Origin of the sequence: Actinotalea subterranea (assembly GCF_008364845.1) — a bacterium.
GTDB lineage: Bacteria > Actinomycetota > Actinomycetes > Actinomycetales > Cellulomonadaceae > Actinotalea > Actinotalea subterranea.
The window spans coordinates 62,112-86,730 of the sequence record NZ_VTTP01000001.1 but is presented as its reverse complement, the minus strand read 5'-3'; the positions used below and the strand labels follow the sequence as shown (position 1 = coordinate 86,730).

General features: G+C 73.5%; 19 protein-coding genes. 15 read left to right on the top strand and 4 right to left on the bottom strand.

The window, feature by feature from the left end; translation table 11 throughout:
- Both FZ988_RS00390 and FZ988_RS00385 read right to left on the bottom strand, forming a co-directional pair.
- On the bottom strand, nucleotides 1-394 hold a 394-nt coding region (locus FZ988_RS00390), incomplete at its 3' end, for a YbjQ family protein (RefSeq protein WP_149202503.1).
- Between the two features lie 24 nt (nucleotides 395-418).
- Nucleotides 419-1,765 (bottom strand): aminotransferase class I/II-fold pyridoxal phosphate-dependent enzyme, encoded by a 1,347-nt coding sequence (locus tag FZ988_RS00385; RefSeq protein WP_149202037.1) that lies wholly within the window; start codon nucleotides 1,763-1,765, stop codon nucleotides 419-421.
- 255 nt (nucleotides 1,766-2,020) lie between these two features.
- Between FZ988_RS00385 and FZ988_RS00380 the strand changes: the two genes are divergently transcribed.
- The 9 genes from FZ988_RS00380 (at nucleotide 2,021) to FZ988_RS00340 (ending at nucleotide 11,501) form a co-directional block, all read left to right on the top strand.
- Nucleotides 2,021-2,869 (top strand): nitrilase-related carbon-nitrogen hydrolase, encoded by an 849-nt coding sequence (locus tag FZ988_RS00380; RefSeq protein ID WP_149202036.1) that lies wholly within the window; start codon nucleotides 2,021-2,023, stop codon nucleotides 2,867-2,869.
- Nucleotides 2,870-2,892: 23 nt separating this feature from the next.
- A complete protein-coding gene (gene hydA / locus FZ988_RS00375) occupies nucleotides 2,893-4,311 on the top strand; it encodes a dihydropyrimidinase (RefSeq protein WP_149202035.1) in 1,419 nt (472 codons plus the stop codon).
- An 11-nt stretch (nucleotides 4,312-4,322) separates the two neighbouring features.
- Nucleotides 4,323-5,354: a TIGR03842 family LLM class F420-dependent oxidoreductase gene (locus tag FZ988_RS00370; RefSeq protein WP_149202034.1), complete on the top strand. Its 1,032-nt coding sequence runs from the start codon at nucleotides 4,323-4,325 to the stop codon at nucleotides 5,352-5,354.
- Nucleotides 5,351-6,253 carry an ABC transporter permease gene (locus FZ988_RS00365; protein ID WP_149202033.1) on the top strand — a complete coding sequence of 301 codons (903 nt, stop codon included), beginning with the start codon at nucleotides 5,351-5,353 and terminating at the stop codon, nucleotides 6,251-6,253. The genes FZ988_RS00370 and FZ988_RS00365 overlap by 4 nt, the downstream gene beginning before the upstream one ends.
- On the top strand, nucleotides 6,250-7,092 hold the full coding sequence (locus FZ988_RS00360) for an ABC transporter ATP-binding protein (protein WP_149202032.1): 843 nt from the start codon (nucleotides 6,250-6,252) through the stop codon (nucleotides 7,090-7,092). The genes FZ988_RS00365 and FZ988_RS00360 overlap by 4 nt, the downstream gene beginning before the upstream one ends.
- Nucleotides 7,089-7,865 (top strand): ABC transporter permease, encoded by a 777-nt coding sequence (locus tag FZ988_RS00355; protein ID WP_149202031.1) that lies wholly within the window; start codon nucleotides 7,089-7,091, stop codon nucleotides 7,863-7,865. The genes FZ988_RS00360 and FZ988_RS00355 overlap by 4 nt, the downstream gene beginning before the upstream one ends.
- Before the next feature lie 100 nt (nucleotides 7,866-7,965).
- Nucleotides 7,966-9,213 carry an ABC transporter substrate-binding protein gene (locus tag FZ988_RS00350; RefSeq protein ID WP_149202030.1) on the top strand — a complete coding sequence of 416 codons (1,248 nt, stop codon included), beginning with the start codon at nucleotides 7,966-7,968 and terminating at the stop codon, nucleotides 9,211-9,213.
- 117 nt (nucleotides 9,214-9,330) lie between these two features.
- On the top strand, nucleotides 9,331-10,713 hold the full coding sequence (locus FZ988_RS00345) for an aspartate aminotransferase family protein (protein ID WP_149202029.1): 1,383 nt from the start codon (nucleotides 9,331-9,333) through the stop codon (nucleotides 10,711-10,713).
- Nucleotides 10,710-11,501, top strand: coding sequence for an SDR family oxidoreductase (locus FZ988_RS00340; RefSeq protein ID WP_149202028.1), 792 nt, complete (start codon nucleotides 10,710-10,712; stop codon nucleotides 11,499-11,501). Before FZ988_RS00345 ends, FZ988_RS00340 begins: the two co-directional genes overlap by 4 nt.
- 69 nt (nucleotides 11,502-11,570) lie before the next feature.
- Here FZ988_RS00340 and FZ988_RS00335 read toward each other — a convergent pair whose 3' ends face one another.
- Nucleotides 11,571-13,235, bottom strand: a complete 1,665-nt coding sequence (locus tag FZ988_RS00335; protein WP_149202027.1) for a tetratricopeptide repeat-containing diguanylate cyclase — start codon at nucleotides 13,233-13,235, stop codon at nucleotides 11,571-11,573.
- Nucleotides 13,236-14,044: 809 nt separating this feature from the next.
- Here FZ988_RS00335 and ssuE point away from each other — a divergent pair.
- From ssuE to FZ988_RS00320, 3 genes are all read left to right on the top strand, one after another.
- Nucleotides 14,045-14,605 (top strand): NADPH-dependent FMN reductase, encoded by a 561-nt coding sequence (ssuE, locus tag FZ988_RS00330; protein ID WP_149202026.1) that lies wholly within the window; start codon nucleotides 14,045-14,047, stop codon nucleotides 14,603-14,605.
- Nucleotides 14,606-14,693: 88 nt separating this feature from the next.
- The gene (locus FZ988_RS00325; RefSeq protein WP_149202025.1) at nucleotides 14,694-16,082 is read left to right on the top strand and encodes an LLM class flavin-dependent oxidoreductase; all 1,389 of its coding nucleotides are present in this window, start codon (nucleotides 14,694-14,696) and stop codon (nucleotides 16,080-16,082) included.
- Nucleotides 16,083-16,198: 116 nt separating this feature from the next.
- Nucleotides 16,199-17,437 carry an acyl-CoA dehydrogenase family protein gene (locus tag FZ988_RS00320; protein WP_149202024.1) on the top strand — a complete coding sequence of 413 codons (1,239 nt, stop codon included), beginning with the start codon at nucleotides 16,199-16,201 and terminating at the stop codon, nucleotides 17,435-17,437.
- 101 nt (nucleotides 17,438-17,538) lie between these two features.
- Here FZ988_RS00320 and FZ988_RS00315 read toward each other — a convergent pair whose 3' ends face one another.
- Complete coding sequence (locus FZ988_RS00315) at nucleotides 17,539-18,327, bottom strand: MerR family transcriptional regulator (RefSeq protein WP_149202023.1); 789 nt, start codon at nucleotides 18,325-18,327, stop codon at nucleotides 17,539-17,541.
- A gap of 349 nt (nucleotides 18,328-18,676) precedes the next feature.
- Between FZ988_RS00315 and ileS the strand changes: the two genes are divergently transcribed.
- From ileS to dhaK, 3 genes are all read left to right on the top strand, one after another.
- Nucleotides 18,677-21,973 carry an isoleucine--tRNA ligase gene (ileS, locus tag FZ988_RS00310; protein ID WP_149202022.1) on the top strand — a complete coding sequence of 1,099 codons (3,297 nt, stop codon included), beginning with the start codon at nucleotides 18,677-18,679 and terminating at the stop codon, nucleotides 21,971-21,973.
- Nucleotides 21,970-23,340, top strand: a complete 1,371-nt coding sequence (locus FZ988_RS00305) for a bifunctional folylpolyglutamate synthase/dihydrofolate synthase (RefSeq protein ID WP_149202021.1) — start codon at nucleotides 21,970-21,972, stop codon at nucleotides 23,338-23,340. The genes ileS and FZ988_RS00305 overlap by 4 nt, the downstream gene beginning before the upstream one ends.
- 235 nt (nucleotides 23,341-23,575) lie before the next feature.
- A complete protein-coding gene (gene dhaK / locus FZ988_RS00300; protein WP_149202020.1) occupies nucleotides 23,576-24,571 on the top strand; it encodes a dihydroxyacetone kinase subunit DhaK in 996 nt (331 codons plus the stop codon).
- The last annotated feature ends 48 nt before the right edge of the window (nucleotides 24,572-24,619 follow it).

Sequence of the window (24,619 nt, the reverse complement as noted above, 5' to 3'; positions counted from 1 at the left end):
CCACGGGTGCGCCGGCCACGCCACCGGTCCGGGCGAGGTGGGCCGACTGCTCGTTCGCCCCGGGCTCGCCGGCCGGGATCGGGCGGACCACGGCGGCGGTCCCGTACGCGCAGACCTCGGAGAACGACTGGCCGATCGAGCCGTTGTCGAACCTCATCGCCAGGATCGCGTTCGCGCCGCGCCGCCGCGCCTCCTCGACCATGCGGGCCATGACCTGCTGGCGGCTCTGGTAGACGAGGTCGGTGTACTCCGGGATCTCGCCGCCGCCCATCGCGCGGAAGCCGGCGGTGAAGTTGGCGCCCAGGTTGGCCGAGCGCACGGTGAGGCCCATGACCTCGCCGAGCACCGCCTCGATGCGGTGGCCGGGCAGGTCGTTCGTGGTGACGACGATCATGCGGTCGATGCTGCCACAGCCCGCTCAGGCCCGGGCGGCGGCCGCCAGGAGGCGCGCGACGTCCTCGAAGTCGCCGCGGACGAGGCCGACCGTCGCGCGCACGTGGGCGAGCGAGGCAGCCCCGGACGGCCCCGAGGCGAACGGTGCCCCGCGCGCGACGAGCACGCCGTGCGCGGCGAGCAGGGCCAGGGCCGCCTCCTCGTCGGCCACCGGGACCCACAGGTTGATGCCGTCGCCCGCACGCACGGGTACGCCGAGCGACACCATCTCGCGCACGACGTGCCGCTGCCGTGCGTAGTACAGGCGCCGGGCCTCGCTGACCGCAGCGACCGCGTCGGCATCCGTGAGCAGGTCGAGCAGGACGGACTGGAGCATGCGTGACGTCCACCCCGGCCCGAGCATGCGGCGTGCGACGAGGCGTTCGATCAGCCGTGCCGGCCCGCCGACCGCGGCGATCCGCAGCTCCGGCCCGTGAGACTTGGAGAACCCGCGCACGTGCACGACCTGGCCCGGCAGGTGGCTGCCGAGGCTGACCTCGCGCGTCGTCGCGATGGCCCCCGAGTGGTCGTCCTCCACGACCACGACGTCACGCCCGGCGGGGTGGGCGCGCAGGACCTCCGCGAGCTCCGTCGCACGTGCCCGCGTCATGCTCACCCCCGTCGGGTTGTGCGCGCGCGGCTGGAGGACGAGTGCCGCGGGAGAGGTGGCCAGCGCGGCACCGAGCTCGTCGGGTCGGATCCCGGCCGCGTCGAGGGCCACCGGCACGTGCTGGAGGCCCAGGTGGTCGAGGAGGTCGAGCAGCGGCGGGAAGCACGGGTTCTCGACGACGACCCGGGCGCCGAACCCGGCGACCTCCTCGAGCGTGCGCCCGATCGCGTCGAGCGCTCCGTCGACCACGGTCAGGGCGCCGGGGGAGAACGGCCACGTCGCGCGCAGCTGACGTTCGAGGGCGGGCAGCACCGGCGGGTCCACGTAGCTCCCGGTGCCGGCGATGGCACCCGTGAGGTCGCGCGCGGCGAGGCGGGCGAGGGCGGGGCGCAGCGACGGCAGGAGCTGTGGGTCGGGCGTCCCCGAGGACAGGTCCAGGCGGTACGAGCCCGCCGGGCCGGCGAGGTCGCGGTACCGGGGCGGCAGCCACCCGCTGCGCTGGCCGAGCACGAACGTCCCGGCGCGGCCGCGCGTGACCACGAGGCCGGCGCCGACGAGCGCCTGCCACGCCGCGCTCACGGTCGCGGGGCTCACCCCGAGGTCCACCGCGACCTGGCGGACGGTCGGCAGCCGGTCACCCGCGACCAGCTCGCCCGCGTGGATGCGGCGGGCGAGCCCGGCGGCGATGCCAGCCGGGCTCCGGTCCTCGTCGCGCGCCTCCATGCCGTCATGGTGCCCGCTCGCGGCGCCCCGGACTGGCGCCTCCGCCCCGAGCGCACGTGGGGCAGGTGCGCGCGGCCGAAGGTTTTACACGTGCGTCATCGGCGTTCTCCGGACCGAAACCGCGGGACACCGCGCAGAAATGTTCACGGCCCAGGATCACAAACCTGGCAGCGGCGCCCGGGCGGCCCCGGCGGCCCGGGCACCTCGGAGCGTGACCGCACGGACGTCGCGGTCACCCGTGAACGTGGAGGCGCAGTGGCAGTCGTACGCGCGGCAATCACCCAGGCGACCTGGACCGGTGACAAGGAGTCCATGATCGCCCTGCACGAGGACTTCGCTCGGCAGGCCGCGGCGCAGGGCGCCCAGGTCGTGGCGTTCCAAGAGCTCTTCTACGGGCCCTACTTCGGCATCACGCAGGACGCCGCCTACTACGACTACGCGGAGTCCGTGCCCGGCCCGACGGTCGACCGGTTCGCGGCGCTGGCCCGCGAGCTCGGCATGGTCATGGTGCTGCCCGTCTACGAGGAGGACCAGCCCGGCGTCCTGTACAACACGGCCGCGGTCGTCGACGCGGACGGCACCTACCTCGGCAAGTACCGCAAGCACCACATCCCGCACCTGCCCAAGTTCTGGGAGAAGTTCTACTTCCGGCCCGGCAACCTCGGCTGGCCGGTCTTCGAGACGGCCGTCGGCAGGGTCGGCGTGAACATCTGCTACGACCGGCACTTCCCGGAGGGCTGGCGCACCCTCGCGCTCAACGGCGCGGAGATCGTGTTCAACCCCAACGCGACCGCGCCGGGGATCTCGAACAAGCTCTGGGAGATCGAGCAGCCCGCCGCGGCAGTCGCCAACGGGTACTTCGTGGCCGCCAACAACCGGGTGGGCCGCGAGGACAACGAGTACGGGGACGAGGCCGTCGAGTTCTACGGCAGCTCGTACTTCGTGGGGCCCGACGGCAACGTCATCGGCGACGTCGGCAGCAGCACCGAGCCGGGCGTCGTCGTCCGGGACCTCGACCTCGACGCGATGCGCACCGTGCGCGAGCGCTGGCAGTTCTTCCGTGACCGTCGCCCCGACGCGTACGGCCCGATCGTCGCGCCCTGACCCGTCCCCACCAGGAGGCCCCCATGAAGACCCTCATCACCGGCGGGACCGTGGTCAACGCGACGGGCCGCGGCCTCGCGGACGTCCTGATCGACGGCGAGACCGTCGCCGCCGTGCTCGAGCCCGGGTCGACGCTGCTCGGGTTCGACGTCGCCGCGCACGTGGACCGCGTCATCGACGCGCGCGGCAAGTACGTGATCCCCGGCGGCATCGACGCGCACACGCACATGGAGATGCCGTTCGGCGGGACGTCCGCCTCGGACACGTTCGAGACGGGCACGCGCGCCGCGGCGTGGGGCGGCACCACGACGATCGTGGACTTCGTCGTCCAGTACCCGGGCGAGAACCCGGTCGACCAGTTCGCCCTGTGGCAGGACAAGGCCGCGGGCAGCTGCGCGATCGACTACGGGTTCCACCAGATCCTGTCCGACGTGCAGGACTCGTCGCTCGACGCGATGGACGAGCTGATCGCGGAGGGCGTCACGAGCTTCAAGCTCTTCATGGCGTACCGCGGCGTGTTCCTCTCGGACGACGGCCAGATCCTGCGGGCCATGCAGAAGGCCGCGACCAACGGGGCGATGGTCATGATGCACGCGGAGAACGGCAGCGTGATCGACGTCCTCGTCCGGCAGGCGCTCGAGGCGGGCGACACCGCTCCGTACTTCCACGGCACGACCCGCCCGTGGCAGGCCGAGGAGGAGGCGACCCACCGGGCGATCATGCTCGCGGACCTCACGGGCGCACCCCTGTACGTCGTGCACGTCTCCGCCAAGCAGGCCGTCGCCCAGATCGCCGCCGCCCGCGACCGCGGCCTCAACGTGTTCGGCGAGACGTGCCCGCAGTACCTGTACCTCTCGCTCGAGGAGCACCTCGGCGCCCCCGGGTTCGAGGGCGCCAAGTGGGTGTGCTCCACACCGCTGCGCTCGCGTGCCGAGGGGCACCAGGACCACATGTGGCGCGCGCTGCGTACCAACGACCTCCAGCTCGTCTCCACCGACCACTGCCCGTTCTGCATGAAGGGGCAGAAGGAGATGGGCCTGGGGGACTTCTCGAAGATCCCCAACGGCATCGGCTCCGTCGAGCACCGCATGGACCTGCTCTACCAGGGCGTCGTCACGGGCGACCTGACCCTCGAGCGGTGGGTCGAGATCTGCTGCACGACGCCGGCGCGCATGTTCGGCATGTACGGCCGCAAGGGCGTCATCGCCCCCGGGGCCGACGGCGACGTGGTCGTCTACGACCCGAACGGCCACACGAGCATCGGGGTCGGCAAGACCCACCACATGGCCATGGACTACTCGGCCTGGGAAGGGTTCGAGGTCGACGGCCACGTCGACACGGTCCTCTCGCGCGGCGAGGTCGTCGTCGACGGCGGCGAGTTCCTGGGCCGGGCCGGCCACGGGCGCTACGTGCGGCGCGACCTCACCCAGTACCTGGTCTGAGGGGAGACGACATGGACTTCGGCGTCGTCCTGCAGACGAACCCACCCGCCTCACGCACCGTCGAGCTCGCGCGCCAGGCCGAGACCCACGGGTTCAGCCACGTGTGGACCTTCGACTCGCACCTGCTGTGGCAGGAGCCCTTCGTCATCTACTCGGCCATCCTCGCCGCGACGCGGCGCGTCGTCGTCGGGCCCATGGTGACGAACCCGGCCACGCGGGACTGGACGGTCATCGCCTCGCTGTTCGCGACCCTCAACGAGATGTACGGCAACCGCACGATCTGCGGCATCGGCAGGGGCGACTCCGCGGTCCGGACCCTCAACGGGCGCCCCAGCAACCTCGCGACCCTGCGGGAGTCCGTCCACGTGATCCGGGAGCTCGCGAACAGCAGGTCCGCCGAGGTCAACGGCGCGACCGTCCGCTTCCCGTGGAGCGAGGGCTCCGTGATGGACGTGTGGGTCGCCGCGTACGGCCCGCTCGCGCTCAAGCTCACCGGAGAGGTCGGCGACGGCTTCATCCTGCAGCTCGCCGACCCGGACATCGCCGCCTGGATGATCCGTGCCGTGCGCGACGCGGCCGAGCGCGCCGGGCGCGACCCGGACGCGGTCAAGTTCTGCGTGGCCGCGCCCATGTACGTGGGCAACGGCGACTCGCCCGCCGAGCGTGCGCACATGCGCGAGCAGTGCCGGTGGTTCGGCGGCATGGTCGGCAACCACGTGGCGGACATCGTCACCAAGTACGGGGCGGGGTCGAGCGTCCCGCGGGCGCTGACCGACTACATCGAGGGCCGGCAGGGGTACGACTACAACGAGCACGGCCGGGCTGGGAACAGCCACGCGACCTTCGTGCCCGACGAGATCGTCGAACGGTTCTGCCTGCTCGGCAGCCCCCGCGAGCACGTCGAGAAGCTCGAGGCGCTCCGTGAGCTCGGCGTGACCCAGTTCGCCGGGTACCTCCAGCACGACAACAAGGAGGAGACGCTGCGCATGTACGGCGAGCGCGTCATCCCCGCGCTGCGTGAGCACGTGGTGGCGACCGCATGAGGGCGGTGCGGCTCGCGCCGGGTGCCGGAACGCGGCGTGCGGGCGAGGTGACGCTCGGCGTCGCCGGGGTGCTGGGCGTCGTCGCGCTCTGGGAGCTCTACAAGCTGCTCGGCCCGGACGCGGGCGCGAGCGTCGGCGAGCTCCGGGTCCTGCCGCGCACGAGCGACCTCGCGATGCCCCACGTGTGGGACATGGCGGCCCGGCTCGCCGAGCCGCTGACGGCGGCGCCCGGTGCACCCGTGCTGTGGCTCGCCGTGCTCCGCGCGGGTCTGACGAGCCTCGGCATCGCCGTCGCGGGCTGGGTCGTCGGCGTGTGGGTGGGGCTCGCGCTCGCGGTCGGCATGGCGCGGTTCACGCTCGCCGAGCGCGCGGTGCTGCCCCTCGTCGTGCTGAGCCAGACCGTCCCGCTCATCGCCCTGGCCCCGCTCGTGCGGAGCTGGGGCAGCCGGCTCACCCTCGGCACGCTCGCCTGGGAGGGGTGGATGTCGGTCGCCGTCATCGCGTCCTACCTGGCGTTCTTCCCCGTCGCCGTCGGGGCGCTCCGCGGGCTGCAGTCGCCCGACGCGATCCACCGGGACCTCATGCGCACGTACGGCGTGGGGTGGTGGGCGACCCTCGTGCGGCTCCGCCTGCCCGCGAGCGTGCCGTACCTGCTGCCCGCGCTGCGCCTGGCCGCGGCCAACGCGGTGGTCGGGACGGTGGTCGCAGAGGTCTCGACAGGTCTACCAGGAGGGGTGGGGCGCATGATCCTCGAGTTCGCCAACTTCGCGAGCAGCGACCCGGCCAAGCCGTGGGCCCCGCTGCTGGGCGCGGTGCTGCTCGGGCTCGTCGTCGCGGCCCTCGTCGCCGCGCTGGGCGTGCCGCTCGCCCGGTTCCGTCGTGCGGAGGTGGCCGCGTGAGCGCCCCGGCGACCGTGCCCGGCCCGGTCGTCGCCCACGGTGCGGCGGTCGCGGTCGAGGTCCACGGCGTCTCGCGCGTGTTCGGCAGGGACGGGACCGCAGTCGCCGCGCTCCAGGACGTCAGCCTGACGGTCGGTGCGGGGGAGTTCGTCTCGCTCATCGGTCCCTCGGGCTGCGGGAAGAGCACCCTGCTGCGCCTCGTGGCCGACCTGGACCGACCGACGGCCGGGAGCATCACCGTCTTCGGCCGGTCCGCGGAGCAGGCGCGCCTGGCGCACGACTACGGGATCGCGTTCCAGCAGGCGGGCCTCCTGCCGTGGCGCACCGTCCGGGCCAACGTCGAGCTGCCCCTCGCGCTGCACGGGGTGGGGCGGGCCGGTCGGCGGGCGCGGGCCGACCACCTCCTCGAGCTCGTCGGCCTCGCGGACTTCGCCGGGCACTTCCCCGACCAGCTCTCGGGCGGCATGCAGCAACGCGTCGCGATCGCGCGGGCGATCGCGGAGGAGCCGAGCCTGCTGCTCATGGACGAGCCCTTCGGGGCCCTCGACGAGATGACGCGCGAGCGGCTCCAGGTCGAGCTCGTGCGCGTGTGCGCGCAGACGCGTGCGGCGGTCGTCTTCGTGACGCACTCGATCCCCGAGGCCGTGTTCCTCTCGGACCGGGTGGTCGTCATGTCGCCCAGGCCGGGCCGGATCACGAGCGTGGTGGACGTCGGGCTCGGCGCGGCCCGCGGCGACGGGCTCCGCGAGGACGCGGCGTACTTCGACGCCGTCAGGCGCGTGCGCGAGGCGCTGCACGGCGGCTCCGACGTCCCGTCGCGCGGCGTGGAGACCCGATGAGGCGGTCAGCCGTGGCGCTCGGCCGGGTCGCGCCAGCCGTCCTGCTCGCCGTCGCGCTGCTCGCCGCGTGGCAGGCGGTCGTCGTGGTCGGCAAGGTGCCCGCGTTCCTCCTGCCGAGCCCCACGGCGATCGGCGGGGAGCTCGTCGCGCTCTGGCCGACGATCAGCGGCGCGATCGGCGTCACGGGTCGCAACGCGCTCGTCGGGCTCGTCCTGGGCGCCGTCCTCGGCATCGGGTCGGCGGTGCTGGCGGGGCTCGTACGCGCCGTCGACGGGCTTGTCGCGCCCGTGGTCGCAGGGCTCGCCGTCGTCCCCGTCGTCGCGCTCGCCCCCGTGCTCTACACGATGTTCGGCGCGGGCTCCGAGCTCGCCCGACAGCTCGTCGCGGCCGTCGCGGTCCTCGTGCCCGTGCACGTCAACACGCGCCGCGGCCTGCGTCAGGTGCGGCAGGTGCACCGGGACCTCATGCGTGCCTACGCGGCGGCTCCCGGACAGGTCACGCGCACCGTGACGGTCCCGGCGGCGCTGCCCTTCGTCTTCACGGGCCTGCGCCTCGCCTCCTCGCTCGCGGTGATCTCGGCGATCGTCGCCGAGTACTTCGGGGGACCGCGCTCCGGCATCGGCTCGTTCATCACGACGGCGGCGGCGGGCAGCAACTACGCCCGCGCCTGGGCGTTCGTGCTCGGCGGCGTCGTCGTCGGCCTCGTCTTCTACGGCGTCGCGCTCGCCGTCGAGCAGCTCGTGCGGCGCCGCTCCGGCCCCGCGACCGCATGAGCCCCCAGAGGTCCGCCTGTCGAGGACGCCAGGTCGGTCGGTCATCCGTACCCGCAGCACCCCGCAGCACCCCCGGCACCAGGTCACCGAAGGAGCAGCCATGACGAGCACACCACGCACGATCCGTCCAGGACGCCGGGAGCACCCGGCGCTGGCAGGCCAGACGCCGGGCGCGGGTGCGCCGCGCCGCCGCCCGGGCACCCGGGCACGTCTCGCGGGCGTCGTCGCCGTCGGGGCGCTCGCCCTCGCGGGCTGCTCGGCCGCGGCGGGGAGCGAGGACGACGCGTCAGCCGACCCCTCAGGCGGTGACGAGGGAGGCGACCTCACCCCTGTCACGCTCCAGCTCCAGTGGCTCGCGCAGGCGCAGTTCGCGGGCTACTACGCGGCCCTCGCCGAGGGCTACTACGAGGAGGAGGGCCTCGACGTCGAGATCCTGCCGAGCGGCGGAGACGTCGTGCCGCAGGACGCCCTGGCCAACGGCGAGGTCGACTACGCGATCGCCTGGGTGCCCAAGGTGCTCGGCTCGATCGAGCAGGGCGCCGACATCACCAACGTCGCCCAGGTGTTCGAACGGTCCGCGACGCTCCAGGTCGCGTTCGCGGACTCGGGGATCTCCTCGGTCGCCGACCTCGAGGGCAAGACGGTCGGGAGCTGGGGCTACGGCAACGAGTGGGAGCTCTTCGCGGGGCTCACCAAGGCAGGCGTCACCGACGTCGAGGTCGTGCAGCAGGCGTTCGACATGAACGCGTTCCTCGCGGGCGACATCGACGCCGCTCAGGCGATGACCTACAACGAGTACGCCCAGCTCCTCGAGTCCGAGGACCCGGCCACCGGGGAGCTCTACCAGCCCGAGGACTTCACGGTCATCGACTGGAACGAGGAGGGCACCGCGATGCTCCAGGACGCGATCTGGGCGGACGCGGGCCGTCTCGCCGACGACCCGGAGTACGCCGAGACCACCGTCAAGTTCCTCAAGGCCACGATCCGCGGCTGGCTCTTCGCGCGTGACGACCCCCAGGCCGCGGCCGACATCGTCACGGCCGCGGGCTCGACGCTGGGCCTGAGCCACCAGCTCTGGATGACCAACGAGGTCAACAAGCTGATCTGGCCGAGCACCTCGGGCGGGATCGGCATGATCGACGAGGCCGCGTGGGACGCCACCGTCGAGATGGCCCTCGCGACGTCGAACGAGACGGGCGCGACCATCATCACGCAGGAGCCGCCGGCGTCCGCGTGGACCTCCGAGTACGTCGAGCAGGCCCTTGCCGAGCTCGCCGAGGAGGGGCTCGACGTGGTGGGTGAGGCGTACGAGCCCATCGACGTCGAGCTCAACCCCGGCGGCGCCTGAGCCGGGCCAGTGTGCGGCGGGGCGGCGCGTGCCCGCCCCGCCGCACGCACCGGGCGACCGACCCGCTCGTCCCTGCGAACGCTGCGCCCGCGGCGAACCCTCTGGAAAGGTGGGGCCATGACCGACAACCCGACGCCGGACGCCGTGCGCGCTGCACTCCCTGCGGACGTCCCGGGCACCGCGGACCCGGGCGACGGCGAGCTCGCGCTCCGCCTCGACCGCGACCACGTCTTCCACTCGTGGTCGGCGCAGGCCTCGCTCGCACCGCTCGCGATCGCCGGCGGGCTGGGCTGCGAGGTCTGGGACTTCGACGGGCGGCGCTACCTCGACTTCTCGAGCCAGCTCGTCAACACGAACGTCGGGCACCGCCACCCGGCCGTCGTCGCCGCGATCCAGGCCCAGGCGGACGTCCTGCCGACCGTCGCACCCGCGCACGCGAACCTCACGCGGGGTCTCGCCGCGCGCGCGATCGTCGCCCACGCCCCCGCCGAGATGTCGAAGGTCTTCTTCACCAACGGCGGCGCGGACGCCAACGAGAACGCGATGCGCCTGGCCCGTGCCCACACCGGCCGCGACAAGATCCTGTCCGCCTACCGCTCGTACCACGGGAACACCGGCGCCGCGGTCGTCGCGACGGGGGACTGGCGGCGCGTGCCGAACGAGTTCGCGCGGGGCCACGTGCACTTCTTCGGCCCCTACCTCTACCGCACGGAGTTCTGGGCGACGACCCCCGAGGAGGAGTCCGAGCGGGCGCTCTACCACCTCCAGCGGGTCATCGAGGCCGAGGGGCCGGCGTCGGTCGCGGCCGTCCTGCTCGAGACCGTCGTCGGGACCGGGGGCGTCCTCGTCCCGCCGCCGGGCTACCTCGCGGGGGTGCGTGCGCTGTGCGACAGGCACGGCATCCTGCTCATCCTGGACGAGGTCATGGCCGGGTTCGGCCGCACGGGAGCGTGGTTCGCCTTCGACCACGTCGGCGTCCGTCCCGACCTCGTGACGTTCGCGAAGGGCGTGAACTCCGGCTACGTCCCGGTCGGCGGCGTGATCCTGTCGGACGAGGTCGCGGCGACCTTCGACGAGCGCGTCTTCCCCGGCGGCCTGACGTACTCGGGCCACCCGCTCGCGATGGCGAGCATCGTCGCGACGCTGACCGCCATGGAGGCGGACTGCGTCGTCGAGCACGCCGCACGCATCGGTGCCGACGTCCTGGGGCCCGGCCTGGCGGCGCTCGCCGACCGCCACCCGGTCGTCGGCGAGGTGCGCGGGCTCGGGGTGTTCTGGGCCCTCGAGCTCGTCGCGGACCGGACGACCCGTGAGCCGCTGCCCGCCGCGGCCATGGCGCGGCTCAAGCGTGCGCTGCTCGACCGCGGCCTCCTGCCCTTCCTCGCGGACAACCGCATCCACGTCGTCCCGCCGTGCGTCGTCACCACCGCCGAGGTGGAGCGTGCCCTGGCGATCTACGACGAGGCCCTCACCGTCATCGACAAGGAGCTCCACGCATGACCGACGCGTCCGTCACGCCCCCCGCCCGCCCGAGTGTGCCGGGCACACCGCTGCGTGCCGTCGTCACGGGAGCGTCCTCCGGGATCGGCGCCGCGACCGTGCGTCGCCTGCGCGCGGAGGGCTGGGACGTCGTCGCGGTCGCCCGGCGTGCCGACCGGCTGACCGCGCTCGCCGCCGAGACCGGAGCCGCCGCAGTGGTCGCCGACGTCACGTCCGACGACGACGTCGCACGCCTCGTCGCCGAGGTCACCGGCGGCGGCCCCGTGCACGCGCTCGTGAACAACGCGGGCGGCGCCATCGGGACCGACCCGGTCGAGGGCGGCGCGCTCGACGACTGGCGCGCGATGTACGAGCTCAACGTGCTCGGCACGCTCCGCGTGACGCAGGCGTTCCTGCCGGCGCTGCGGGCGAGCGGCCGGGGTGACGTCCTCGTCCTGACCTCGACGGCCGCGCACGGCACGTACCCCGGTGGGGGCGGCTACGTGGCGGCGAAGCACGCCGAGCGGCAGATCGCGACGACGCTGCGGCTCGAGCTCGTCGGCGAGCCCGTCCGGGTGATCGAGGTCGCACCGGGCATGGTCCGCACCGAGGAGTTCTCCCTGACCCGGTTCCGGGGTGACCAGGACGCGGCCGACGCGGTGTACCGCGGAGTCGACGAGCCGCTCGTCGCGGACGACGTGGCCGACGCGATCGTGTGGACGCTCACGCGCCCCCACCACGTCAACGTCGACCTGATGGTCGTCAGGCCCCGGGCACAGGTGTCGAACACCCAGGTCGCCCGACGCTGACCCGGCCCGCCCGCCTGCCGGGTGACCCACTCGCCTGCCGGGTTCCCCGCCCGGTACGGCGGCGTGGCGTCAGGGTGCGAGGCGGACCTGGTTGCGACCCTCCGCCTTCGCGCGGTAGAGCGCGGCGTCGGCGCGGCTGAGGAGCTCCTGCGCGCCGGTGTCGAACATGCACGTCGCGACGCCGATGCTCACGGTGACCTGCTCACCCGGCATCACGCCGTCCCAGGTCAGGGCCGCGACCATCGACCGCGCACGCTCGCACACCGCGAACGCCGCGTCCGTGTCGACGTGCGAGAGCACGAGCGCGAACTCCTCGCCGCCGTAGCGCGCCGCGATGTCGTCGTCCCGCAGCGACGTGCGCAGCTCCTTGCCGAGCCGGGCCAGCACCTGGTCGCCGACCTGGTGCGAGTGCTCGTCGTTGACGCGCTTGAAGTGGTCGATGTCGACCAGGGCGACCGCGAACGGCCGGCTGGTCTGGCCGATCCACTCGGCGAGCGCCGTGTCGAGCGCCCGCCTGTTCGCCAGCCCCGTGAGCGCGTCGTGCGTGGCCTCGTGGGCGAGGCGGGCGTTGCGCGCCTCGAGGGCCTGGGCCCGCCGACGCTCTGCCTCCGCGGCCCGTTCCGCGCGCTCGACGTCGAGGCGTGAGCTGAGGAGCACCGCGCGACGCTCCGCCACGGCCTCGCTCTGCTGGATCCGCAGGGCGTCGACCTCGTGCAGCCGGGCGAGGGCTGCCACGACGTCCCCGGCGCCCTCGTGGGCGTCGACCAGCGTGCGGAGCAGCTCGAGCCGTTCGGTCGGGCGGCCCAGGTCGTCGCACAGCTCGAGGCCCCGCTCGACGTCCTCGATCGCCTCGCCGTGCCGTCCGCTGAGCACGAGCCAGCGCGTGCGGACGAGGTGCAGGACGAGCTGCTGCCGCGGCGAGGGGAACCGGTCGAGCATCGCCGCCGTGGCGCCCAGCACCGCCCCTGCCGCCGCGAGGTCGCCCTCGACGAGGTGAGCGCCGGCGACCGCGAGCCTCGCGTCGACCCCGGTGCGCGCGAGGCCCGCCGCGTCCGCCTCGTCGACGGCCTGACGGGCGACGACGAGCGCCTGGCGCGCCGCGGCCATCGCTCCGCGCCGGTTGGTGTGAGCGATCCGGGCGCTCGTCGCGACGTAGTTCTTCGCGAGGTTGGCGAGGGCCACGGAGGCGCGGTCGGAGTCGCCCGCGCTGAGCCAGAGCCGCCGTGCGTCGGTCAGCACCTGGGCGGCCTCGGGAGCGAACTGCACCATGCCCGTGTAGACGGTCCCGAGGCTGTTGAGGATCTCAGCGGTCCCGGCTGCGTCGTGCGCCTCGCGTCGCAGGTCGACCGCGCGCCGCAGGAGGTCGACGGCGTCCTCGACGTCGCCGAGCTCGTGGTGGACGAGCCCGCGGCACGCCACGGCCCGCGACTGCCAGACGAGCTCGCCGCGCTCGTCGGCGAGAGCCTCGGCGCGCGCGGCCGCCCGGAGGGCAGCCGCGTCGGCACCCAGGAGGTGGTGGGCGTAGGCGGCGTAGTAGGTGAACCGCATCTCCGCGTCCTCGTCGCCGAGGTCGTGCGCGCGCTCGGCCTCGGCGGTCGCGAGGCGTGCCGCAGCCGTCGGGTCGGAGTCGAGGAGGAACTCGAGCTCGTCCGCGAGCGGGTCCGTGAGGTCGTGGTCGGGCCGGTCGACGGGCGTCATCGTGCCCGTGACCCCCTGCGCGTCGACTGCAGGCATGCTCACCCTTCCTCGCACGGCCGTACGGTCGCATGGCCGTGCCGCCCGTGCCTTCGTGGTGACGCATCGGCACGTGCGGACCGCATGTGAGGCGCCGCGGCGAACACCCCGGTCGCCGGGCGTCGACGCCCTGGCTCGCGGCGGGGCCGGGCGTTGCCGTCGTCCCGGATCTTGGGACGCGGGTTCCCATCTCTCGGGCGCGCTGTCATGGTCGTGACATGACCTCCGTCCGACCGCTCACCGTGCCGCGCGACCTCGCCGCCGCACGAATGTGCGTACCGGCCGAGGCCCTCGGCGCCTGCTGTCAGTAAGGGACGCGCCGACCGGTCCCCGGGCACCGCGTAGCGGTGGCGACCAGGCGGACCGGCGCACTCGAGCCGCGACGCGTCGGGGCGCAGGGGGCTCCGACGCCGCCACCCCGTGCCGCCGCCGCGCGCCCGTGAGCACCTGACGCCTGCGCGAGGGCTCCTACGCCTCACGCCCGCCTCGCCCGGGGTGCGCCCTCGGGTCCGTGACCGAGTGGTCCGGTGCCCGTGGTCCCGCACGCCCACGCGCTCCCCGCTCGCCGCAGGGCACCCGGTCCGTCCGCGCTCCTGATCGCCGGCCGCGGTGCGTGGTCCCGGCCCGCACCTCGAGGCCCGTCCCGGGGCGGTTCCAGCTCCTGATCCCGCTCGCGCCCGGCGACGCCGGCGCGCACGGCCGTGCCCGGACGCCCGCGTCCCGTCCCGCCTCGTCCCGTCCGGCACGACGTCCACCACCCGAGCCCGACCTCCACCGACCCGTCGACCTCGACCGAAGGGGTAGATCCCATGGCCAGAATCCTCGTCCTCACCGGCAGCCCGTCACCTCGCTCACGCACCTCGGCCCTCGCCCGGCACGTGGGCGACGAGCTCGCCGCCGAGGGCCACGTCGTGGGGACCCTCGCGTTGCGCGAGCTGCCGGCGGCTGCGCTCCTCGCGGCCGACACGGCCGAGCCGGGCATCGCGGACGCCGTGCGCGCCGTCGTCGCCGCCGACGCCCTGATCGTGGCGACGCCGATCTACAAGGCGTCGTACTCCGGCCTCCTCAAGGTCTTCCTCGACCTCCTGCCGCAGTCCGCGCTCCAGGGCAAGGCCGTCCTCCCGCTCGCCACCGGCGGGACCGTCGCGCACCTCCTTGCCATCGACTACTCGTTGCGCCCCGTGCTCGTGTCCCTCGGCGCGCGGCACATCACGACCGGCCGGTTCGTGCTCGACACGCACATCGACCACACGACCGGTGGGCCCGTGCTCGTCGACGACACGGCGCGCGAGTGCGTCACGCGGACGGCCGACGCCTTCCGTGCGGCCATCGGAGCACCCGACCTCGTGGCCGGGCTCGCGCCCGCCTGAGGCACACCCACCACACCCTTCCGGCCCCGGACCGCCCGGGCCCGGCCACCCTGCCCGCGACCGGGCACCGACCGACAAGGACCGACCGATGGCCCAGCAGATCCACGTCAACGCCTTCGAGATGGCGACCCCCGGACACATCAACCACGGCCTGTGGCGCGTGCCCGGCAACCGGCGCACGCAGTACAAGGACCTCGAGTACTGGACGGACCTCGCGCGGGTGCTCGAGCGGGGGCTCTTCGACGCGGTCTTCCTCGCGGACGTCGTCGGGACGTACACGACGTACCAGGGGAGCAGGCGTGCCGCGCTGCGCGCCGGGATGCAGGTGCCGAACATCGACCCCGCGTTCGTCGTCCCCGCGATGGCGGCGGTCACGGAGCACCTCGGGTTCGCGGTCACCTCGACGACGACGTACGAGCCACCCTTCGGGCACGCACGCCGTCTCTCGACGCTCGACCACCTGACCAACGGCCGGCTCGCCTGGAACGTCGTCACGGGGTACCTGCCCGACGCGGCGCTCAACTACGGCCTGACCGAGCAGGTCAAGCACGACGACCGGTACGCGATCGCGGAGGAGTACCTCGAGGTCGTCTACCGCCTGCTCGAGGGCTCGTGGGAGGACGACGCCGTGGTGCTCGACCCCGCGGGTCCCACGTACACCGACCCGGACAAGGTGCACGAGATCGGCTTCGAGGGCAGGTACTACACGGTGGCCGGTCCGCACCTGTCCGAGCCGTCGCGCCAGCGCACCCCCGTGCTCTACCAGGCGGGGACCTCGAGCCGGGGCAAGGCGTTCGCGGCACGCCACGCCGAGGCCGTCTTCCTGCTGCCGCGGGACGACCAGCAGGGACGCGAGGAGATCGCCGACCTGCGGCGCCTGGCGGTCGAGGCCGGGCGGGGGCCGCGCGACGTCAAGGCGTTCGTCGGTGCCGAGGTGGTCGTCGCGCCGACGCAGGCCGAGGCGGAGGACAAGGTGGCAGTGCTCCAGGAGCACCGCGACCTCGAAGGGCACCTCGTGCTGTTCAGCGGCTGGGCGGGCATCGACCTCTCCGGCGACGACACGGACGCCTTCCTCGAGTACCGCGGTGGCGACGCGATGCAGACGTTCGAGCGCATGTGGTCCCAGGGTGAGGGGCGCAAGAAGGTCGGCGAGCTCGTCCAGCACCTGTCGAGGCCCGAGAACGACTCGCGCTTCGTCGCAGGGACGCCCGCGCAGGTGGCGGACCGGATCGAGGAGCTGGTCGACACGACGGACGCCGACGGGATCAACCTGATCCAGCACCTCTCGCCCGGCACGTTCGTCGACTTCGTCGACCTCGTGGTGCCCGAGCTGCAGCGCCGCGGCCGCTACCGCACGGCGTACACGCCGGGCGAGACGCTCCGCGAGCGGCTCTTCGGGGAGGGCGTGCGGCGCCCGCTCCCGGGCCACCCGTCGAACGCCTTCCGGACGGCCGCGCTCGACCAGCCGGTCGGCTGACCCACGGCCGCGCGCCGCACCTCCGTGGCGCCGCCGGCGAGATCACCACCCGCAGCACCACCCGCACGCACCACGAGTGGTCACCAGGACCACCCGACGACGCAGGGAGCAACGCGATGAGCATCACCACAGCACGGGCCGTCACGGCCTCGCCCTGGGCGGCGAGCCCCGCCCCGACGACGCCGCAGGCGTGGGTCCGACGGGCGGAGGAGGTGGCGGCGATCCTCGAGGTCGACGCCGTCGAACGCGACCGCGCCCTCGCCACGCCGTACGACGAGGTCCGCCTGCTCAAGCAGGCCGGACTGGTCACCCTGCTCGGCCCGCGGGCGCAGGGCGGGGGAGGGCAGAGCTGGCAGACCGCCTACCAGGTGATCCGCAGGGTCGCCGAGGGGGACGGGTCGATCGGGCAGCTGCTCGGCTACCACTACCTGTGGTCCCAGCTCCCGGCGTTCTACGGGAACCCCGGTCAGACCGAGCAGATCGCGGCGACCGCCACGCGCGAGCGGTGGTTCTTCGGCGGAGCCGTCAACCCACGGGACGCCGACCTCGTGGCCGTGGACACGGGCGACGACCTCATGTTCTCCGGGGCGAAGACCTTCTCGACCGGGTCCAAGGTCTCCGACGTGACCTGGCTCGAGGCCGCGATCGACGGGCACGAGCACCACGTCTTCGCGCTGGCCCCGTCGGACCACCCGGGGATCACGTTCCACGACGGCTGGGACGCCCTGGGGCAGCGGCTCACGGAGTCCGGGAGCGTCACGGTCCAGGACGTCGTGCTGCCGTGGTCGGCGGCGCTGGGCTGGCTCGACAAGGAGTTCCGGCCGCGCGTATACAACACGCTCGCGCTGCCGGCCATCCAGCTCGTGTTCACGAGCTTCTACCTGGGCATCGCGACCGGCGGGCTGCGGACCGCGCTCGCGTACACCAGGGAGCGCACGCGGCCGTGGCCCTACGGCGGCGACGACCGGGAGCGCGGCGTCGACGAGCCGTACGTCCTGGACGCGTACGGCGACCTCCAGTCGAAGCTGTGGGCCGCCGAGGCGCTCGCCGACCGCGCCGCCGAGGCGATCGAGGAGCTGCACCTGGACCCCGACGGGCTGACGCCGCGCGCGCGGGGCGAGGTGGCCGTCCTGGTGGCCGCCGCCAAGCAGCGCGCGGTCGACGTGGGGCTCGAGATCGGCACGCGTGTGTACGAGGTCACGGGTGCGCGCGCGACGTCGAGCGACGTCGGCCTGGACCGGTTCTGGCGCAACGTCCGCACCCACTCGCTGCACGACCCGATCGCGTACAAGCGCCGCGAGGTGGGCCTCTTCGCGCTGCTGGACGAGGTGCCGGAGCCGACCTGGTACACGTGACCGGGTCCCCGCCCCGGGGCTGAGCCCCGGGGCGGGAAGGCCGCACAAGTACGGCGCGGGGTCAGGCGGTGGATCGCCGTCCGACCCGGCGCGTCCGGCTCCTACAGGTGCGCCTGCGCCCACACCCGCAGCGCGTCCCGTACGAGGGTCGCGCCGCGCTCGCCGCCGTAGCTCGCGGCGAAGCGCGGGTCGGCGACGTACATGTCGCCGAGCCCGAGCAGGTACTCCTTCGCGGGCCGGCCGGTGCCGTGCCCCGGTGTCCCCGGGATCCCGGCGAGCCAGTCGGCGTGCCGCTGCGCGAGCGCCTGGGCCTGCGCCGAGGCGGGATCCGTGCCCGCCTGCGCCGCGGCGGACCAGTCGGCGCCGAGCTGCGCCACGAGGGCCGTCCAGCCCTCACGGTCCGCCTCCGTCATCCCCCTCCACCACGCGTCGCCCGACGCGTAGGCGTCGGCCCCCCATCGCTGCTCGACCTCCTCCTTGTACTGCGTGTGGTCGAACCCGTCGAACATGTTCTCGGCCATGAGCCTTCCTCCTGAGTCGAGTGCTGCGATCGTCCGCTCGACGGAGGCGGCCTGCCGCTCCAGTCGTCGCTGCTCTCTGCGCAGCAGGGTGAGGTGCTCGCGCAGGGCCGCCGCGGCGTCCTGCTCGTCCCGCAGCGCCCGCTGGATCGCGGGCAGGGGGAGGCCGAGCTCGCGCAGCACGAGGATGCGCTGCAGCCTGACCAGCGCGGGCCCGTCGTACCACCGGTAGCCGTTCGACCCGATGCGCGACGGCGCCAGCAGCCCGATGGCGTCGTAGTGCCGCAGCGTGCGACTGGTCGTGCCGACGAGCCGGGCGATCTCCTGGATCGACCACTCGTCGCGCAGCCGCGTGTGCTCACGCTCGTTCATGCCTCCCCTCCTCTCCTCGGACGTCCACGACCGTAGGAGTTGACGTTACGTCAAGGTCAAGCCCTGTTGCGGCGCCCGGTAGGATCGCTGCACAGGCGTCGACCCGGCCATCACCGGCGAGCCTCCGGAAGAACGGCTCCGCGGCGGTCTCGCGGGGCCCGGTAGAACCGGACGGGTGGGCCCGTCACAGCCTCCGACGAGCGGCCGTCGCGCACCGTCCTCGGATGGGGTGCGTCGGCAAGCGAGGTGGTACCGCGGTGGAGCGGGGCACGATGCCCCGGGACGTCGTCCTCGCACGATGTGGCCGCAGGACGACCAGCCAGCACCGTGACGTACAGGAGCCCCTCGAATGGCCTACCCGCTGCACCGGGCCGCCCAGAACGGCGGCACGCCCGCCGTCGCCGCCTCCCCGGACCTGCCCGCGCTCGAGCGCGAGGTCCTCGCCTACTGGTCGCAGGACGGCACGTTCCAGGCGTCGATCGACCAGCGCCCCGCGGGGCCCGACGGCACGAACGAGTTCGTCTTCTACGACGGCCCGCCCTTCGCGAACGGGCTCCCGCACTACGGGCACCTGCTCACCGGCTACGCCAAGGACATCGTCGGGCGCTACCGGACCCAGCGGGGCTCGCGGGTCGAGCGCCGGTTCGGGTGGGACACCCACGGGCTGCCCGCCGAGCTCGAGGCCGAGCGGATCCTCGGCATCACCGACAAGGCGCAGATCGACGAGATGGGCATCGCCGCGTTCAACGAGGCGTGCCGCACCTCGGTGCTGCGCTACACGGACGAGTGGCAGGCGTACGTCACGCGCCAGGCGCGCTGGGTCGACTTCGAGAACGACTACAAGACGCTCGACCCCACGTTCATGGAGTCGGTGATCTGGGCGTTCAAGCAGCTCTACGACAAGGGCCTGGCCTACGAGGGCTACCGCGTGCTGCCGTACTGCTGGCGCGACGAGACGCCGCTGTCGAACCACGAGCTGCGGATGGACGACGACGTCTACGCGTCCCGGCAGGACCCGGCCCTGACCGTCGGCGTCCGCCTCGAGACGGGCGAGCTCGCGCTCCTGTGGACGACGACGCCATGGACGCTCCCGTCGAACCTCGCGCTCGCCGTCGGGCCCCAGATCGAGTACGTGCGGGTGCGCCCCGCCGCGAGCTCCGCGCTGCACGGTGAGGTGCTCGTGCTCGCCGCGAGCCGCCTCGCGTCGTACGCACGTGAGCTCGGCGGCGTCGGGCAGGACGTCCCCGAGGCCGACCGGCTGGAGGTGCTCGGGACGCTCGCGGGCACCGAGCTCGTCGGGCGCCGCTACACCCCGCCGTTCGGGTACTTCGAGGGGCACGCCAACGCGCACCGCGTGCTCGCCGGCGACTTCGTGACCACCGAGGACGGCACCGGCCTGGTGCACCTCGCACCCGCGTTCGGCGAGGACGACATGGCCGTGTGCGACGCCGCGGGCATCGCGCCCGTCGTCCCGGTCGACAGCAAGGGACGCTTCACCGCCGAGGTCCGCGACTACGCCGGCCAGCAGGTCTTCGAGGCCAACCCGGTGATCATCGCCGACCTCAAGGCCGGCTCCGGCCCGCTCGCGAACGTCGCGCAGGCGCAGCGCGCCGTCGTCGTGCGCCACGAGACGTACGACCACTCCTACCCCCACTGCTGGCGCTGCCGGACCCCGCTGATCTACAAGGCGGTCTCGAGCTGGTTCGTGCGCGTCACGGACTTCCGCGACCGGATGGTCGAGCTCAACCAGGAGATCACCTGGGTGCCCGACCACATCCGCGACGGGCAGTTCGGCAAGTGGCTCGCGGGCGCCCGCGACTGGTCGATCTCGCGCAACCGCTACTGGGGCACCCCGATCCCGGTGTGGGTCAGCGACGACCCGGAGCACCCGCGCATCGACGTCTACGGCTCGTTCGCGGAGCTCGAGGCCGACTTCGGCCGCCCCGTGACGGACCTGCACCGGCCCTTCATCGACGAGCTCACGCGGCCCAACCCGGACGACCCGACGGGCCGGTCGACGATGCGCCGCATCCCGGACGTGCTCGACGTGTGGTTCGACTCGGGCTCGATGCCGTTCGCCCAGGTGCACTACCCGTTCGAGAACGCGGACTGGTTCGAGCACCACTACCCGGGCGACTTCATCACGGAGTACATCGGGCAGACCCGCGGCTGGTTCTACACGCTGCACGTGCTGGCGACCGCGCTCTTCGACCGGCCCGCCTTCCGCACGTCCGTCTCGCACGGGATCGTGCTCGGCTCGGACGGCCGCAAGATGAGCAAGTCGCTGCGCAACTACCCCGACGTCAACGAGGTCTTCGAGCGCGACGGCTCCGACGCCATGCGCTGGTTCCTCATGGCGTCACCCATCCTGCGCGGCGGCAACCTCGTCGTGACCGAGGAGGGCATCCGCGACGGCGTCAGGCAGGTCCTCCTGCCCCTGTGGAGCACGTGGTACTTCTTCACGCTCTACGGCGGTGCGGCGAACGACGGCGCGGGCTACACCGCCCGGCGCGTCGACCCGTCGCGCGTCGACGGCCTGCCGCCGCTGGACCAGTACGTCCTGGCGCGCACGCGCGACCTGGTCGAGCGGACCACCGCGCTGCTCGACGCGTACGACGTCCCGGGCGCCTGCGAGGCCGTGCGCGAGCACCTCGACATGCTGACGAACTGGTACGTGCGCACCCAGCGCGACAGGTTCTGGGCCGAGGACGACGACGCGTTCGACACGCTGTGGACGGCCCTCGAGGTGCTCACGAGGCTCATGGCGCCCCTCGCGCCGCTGGTCACCGAGGAGATCTGGCGCGGGCTCACGGGCGGGCGCAGCGTGCACCTGACCGACTGGCCGGCTCTCGACGGACCCGACGGCGACGTGCTCGTCGAGCGCATGGAGCTCGTGGCCGCGATGGACCAGGTCCGCGAGATCGTGTCCGCGACGCTCGGCCTGCGCAAGGCGCACGGCATCCGCGTGCGTCAGCCGCTGCGGGAGCTCGGCGTGGCCCTCGACGACCCGGCGGCCGTCGAGCCGTACCGCGAGCTGATCGCGACCGAGCTCAACGTGCGGCACCTGACGTTCGTCGACCTCGCCGAGGTCAGCCTGGGCGACCTGGGCGTGACCGCGCGGCTCTCGGTCAACGCGCGCGCAGCCGGCCCGCGCCTCGGCAAGGGCGTCCAGGACGTCATCCGGGCGGCGAAGGCGGGCGACTGGGAGCGCGACGCGAACGGCGGCGTCGTCGTCCGCACGGGGTCGGGCCTCGTGCCGCTGCTCGAGAGCGAGTACGAGCTCACGACGGTCGTCGCGCCCAGCGAGGACGGCGGCCGGGCGGACCAGGTGGCCGCGGTGCTGTCCGACGGCGGCGTGGTGCTGCTCGACACCGCGCTCGACGACGAGCTCCTCGCCGAGGGGTGGGCGCGCGACGTCGTCCGCCTCGTCCAGGACGAGCGCAAGGCGGCGGGCCTGCAGGTCTCCGACCGGATCCACCTGACGCTCACGGTCCCGGCGGAGCGCGCGGCCGCCGTCCGGACGCACCGCGAGATGATCTCGCGTGAGACGCTCGCGACCGCGTTCACGGTCACGGAGGGTGCCGTCGACGGCGTCGCCTCGGTGCGCGTCGAGCGTGCCGACCAGGACGCGGAGGCGGGGGCATGAACGGGCACGGCGGCCCCCTGTCCGGTGGCGAGGAGGCGCTGCGGGAGGTCTACGCGGGCATCCTCGCGCGCAACCCCGAGCACGACTTCGAGCCGACGCTCGACCGGGTCCGCGAGGTGTGCGACCTGCTCGGCAACCCCGAGCGCGCCTACCGCGTGGTCCACGTCACGGGGACGAACGGCAAGACATCGACGACCCGCATGGTCGAGCGGCTCCTGCGTGAGCACGGCCTGCGGACCGGACGCTTCACGAGCCCGCACCTGACGAGCGTCACGGAGCGCATCGCGATCGACGGCGAGCCCGTGACGCCCGACCGGTTCGTCGAGCTCTGGAACGACGTCGCGCCGTACGTGCACATGGTCGACCAGCGCTCCCAGGCCGCGGGCGGGCCCCGCATGAGCTTCTTCGAGGTGCTCACCGTGATGGCGTTCGCGGCGTTCGCGGACGCGCCCGTCGACGTGGCCGTGATCGAGGTCGGGCTCGGCGGGTCGTGGGACGCGACCAACGTCGTCCAGGCGGACGTCGCGGTCATCGCACCGATCTCCTACGACCACGAGCGCTGGCTGGGTCACGAGCTCGTCGACATCGCGGGGGAGAAGGCCGGCATCGTCAAGGAGGGCAGCACGCTCGTCCTGGCGGAGCAGCGCGAGGAGGTCGACGGCGTCGTGCTCGCCGCGGCGGCCGCGGTCGGTGCGCGCGTCGTCCGGGAGGGCGTGGACCTCGAGGTCGTCGACCGGCAGGTCGCGGTGGGCGGTCAGGTCCTGAGCCTGCGCACCACGGGTGGCCTGTACACGGAGGTCTTCCTGCCGCTGCACGGCGCGCACCAGGCGCACAACTCGCTGCTCGCGCTCGCGGCGGTCGAGGCGCTCCTGCGCTCGGGCGGCGCCCTCGCGGGCGAGACCGTCGAGCCCGCGTTCGCGGACATGCACTCGCCGGGCCGCCTCGAGGTCGTCCGCACGTCGCCGACGGTGCTCGTCGACGCGGCGCACAACCCCGCGGGCGTCGACGCCCTGGTCGCCGGCGTGCAGGAGGCGTTCACGTTCGAGCGCCTCGTGGGCGTGGTCGGCATCCTCGAGGACAAGGACGCGGAGCAGATCCTCTCGGGCCTCGAGCCGCTCTTCGACGAGGTCGTCGTGACCCGGTCCACGTCGTCGCGGGCGTACGACGTGGACGAGCTCGCCGCGATCGCCGCGGAGGTCTTCGGCGAGGACCGGGTGCACGCCGTCGAGCGGCTCGACGAGGCGATCTCGCGCGCCGTCGAGCTCTCCGAGGGCGGGACGGACGGCTCCCCGACAGGTGCCGGCGTGCTGGTCACGGGCTCGGTCACCATGGCGGCGGAGGCCCGCATCCTGCTCGGCCGGGGCTGAGCAGCCGGTCTCCCACGGGTGCCGCACCGGCTCTGCACGGATGTGCACGGCCGGTGCACGTGCGCCCCTTGACCGGCCACGGCGCAGGCCTCGATGCTGACGGCGGGGGCGGGGTCACGGCCCCGCGCACGCCCCGGCCCGCGCCCGTCGCGGGGTCGCACGTGAGGTCCGAGCACCCGGTGGATACGGACGGCAACGACGCCGCACGACCCCGGCCGGTGAGAGGGAGTGCAGCGTGAAGAAGCTCATCAACGACCCTGCCCGCGTGGTCGACGAGTCCGTCGACGGGTTCGGCCTCGCGCACGCGGACCTGGTGCGCGTGCACCGTGACCCGCTGTTCGTGGTCCGCGCGGACGGCCCGGTCCAGGGCAAGGTCGGCCTCGTGAGCGGCGGGGGCAGCGGCCACGAGCCCCTGCACGCCGGGTTCGTGGGCCGCGGCATGCTCGACGCCGCGGTCCCGGGGGCGATGTTCACCTCGCCGACGCCTGACGCCATCGCACCCGCCACCACGGCGGTCGACGGCGGGCGCGGCGTGCTGCACATCGTCAAGAACTACACGGGCGACGTGCTCAACTTCGAGACTGCGGCCGAGCTCTCGGACGCCGAGGGCGTCACCGTGCGGGCGGTCGTCGTCAACGACGACGTCGCCGTCGAGGACTCGCTCTACACCGCGGGCCGCCGGGGCGTCGCCGGGACCGTCGCGGTCGAGAAGATCGCCGGTGCCGCGGCCGAGCGCGGCGACGACCTCGACGGCGTCGCCACGGTCGCCGAACGGGTGATCGCCAACGTGCGGTCCATGGGCGTGGCGCTCGCGGCCTGCACCGTGCCGCACGCGGGGACGCCGAGCTTCGAGCTCACGGACGAGGAGATCGAGATCGGCATCGGCATCCACGGGGAGCCCGGCCGGCGCCGGATCCCGATGGCGCCGGCAGACGAGATCACGGCGCTCCTGACGAACCCCGTGATGGACGACCTGGGTCTCGCGGGCGGCGAGCAGGTGCTCCTCCTGGTCAACGGCATGGGTGGGACGCCCCTGTCCGAGCTGTACGTCGTGTACCGCGAGTCGCGGCGTCTGCTCGAGGCTCGTGGCGCGACCGTCGCGCGGTCGCTCGTGGGCAACTACGTCACGTCGCTGGAGATGCAGGGTGCCTCCGTCACGGTGCTCCGGTTCGACGACGAGCTCCTGAGCCTGTGGGACGCACCGGTGCACACGGCCGCGCTGCGTTGGTGACCTCGGCGCCGGACGGCGACCGCCGTTGCGCCGTCCGGCTGGCGTCGG

Coding starts and splice junctions, on each gene's coding strand:
- ileS (WP_149202022.1), top strand. CDS start 18,677: ATGGCCTACCCGCTGCACCGGGCCGCCCAGAACGGCGGCACGCCCGCC.
- FZ988_RS00385 (WP_149202037.1), bottom strand. CDS start 1,765: ATGGAGGCGCGCGACGAGGACCGGAGCCCGGCTGGCATCGCCGCCGGG.
- FZ988_RS00355 (WP_149202031.1), top strand. CDS start 7,089: ATGAGGCGGTCAGCCGTGGCGCTCGGCCGGGTCGCGCCAGCCGTCCTG.
- FZ988_RS00345 (WP_149202029.1), top strand. CDS start 9,331: ATGACCGACAACCCGACGCCGGACGCCGTGCGCGCTGCACTCCCTGCG.
- FZ988_RS00320 (WP_149202024.1), top strand. CDS start 16,199: ATGAGCATCACCACAGCACGGGCCGTCACGGCCTCGCCCTGGGCGGCG.
- FZ988_RS00315 (WP_149202023.1), bottom strand. CDS start 18,327: ATGAACGAGCGTGAGCACACGCGGCTGCGCGACGAGTGGTCGATCCAG.
- FZ988_RS00365 (WP_149202033.1), top strand. CDS start 5,351: ATGAGGGCGGTGCGGCTCGCGCCGGGTGCCGGAACGCGGCGTGCGGGC.
- ssuE (WP_149202026.1), top strand. CDS start 14,045: ATGGCCAGAATCCTCGTCCTCACCGGCAGCCCGTCACCTCGCTCACGC.
- FZ988_RS00370 (WP_149202034.1), top strand. CDS start 4,323: ATGGACTTCGGCGTCGTCCTGCAGACGAACCCACCCGCCTCACGCACC.
- FZ988_RS00325 (WP_149202025.1), top strand. CDS start 14,694: ATGGCCCAGCAGATCCACGTCAACGCCTTCGAGATGGCGACCCCCGGA.
- hydA (WP_149202035.1), top strand. CDS start 2,893: ATGAAGACCCTCATCACCGGCGGGACCGTGGTCAACGCGACGGGCCGC.
- FZ988_RS00305 (WP_149202021.1), top strand. CDS start 21,970: ATGAACGGGCACGGCGGCCCCCTGTCCGGTGGCGAGGAGGCGCTGCGG.
- FZ988_RS00350 (WP_149202030.1), top strand. CDS start 7,966: ATGACGAGCACACCACGCACGATCCGTCCAGGACGCCGGGAGCACCCG.
- FZ988_RS00340 (WP_149202028.1), top strand. CDS start 10,710: ATGACCGACGCGTCCGTCACGCCCCCCGCCCGCCCGAGTGTGCCGGGC.
- FZ988_RS00335 (WP_149202027.1), bottom strand. CDS start 13,235: ATGCCTGCAGTCGACGCGCAGGGGGTCACGGGCACGATGACGCCCGTC.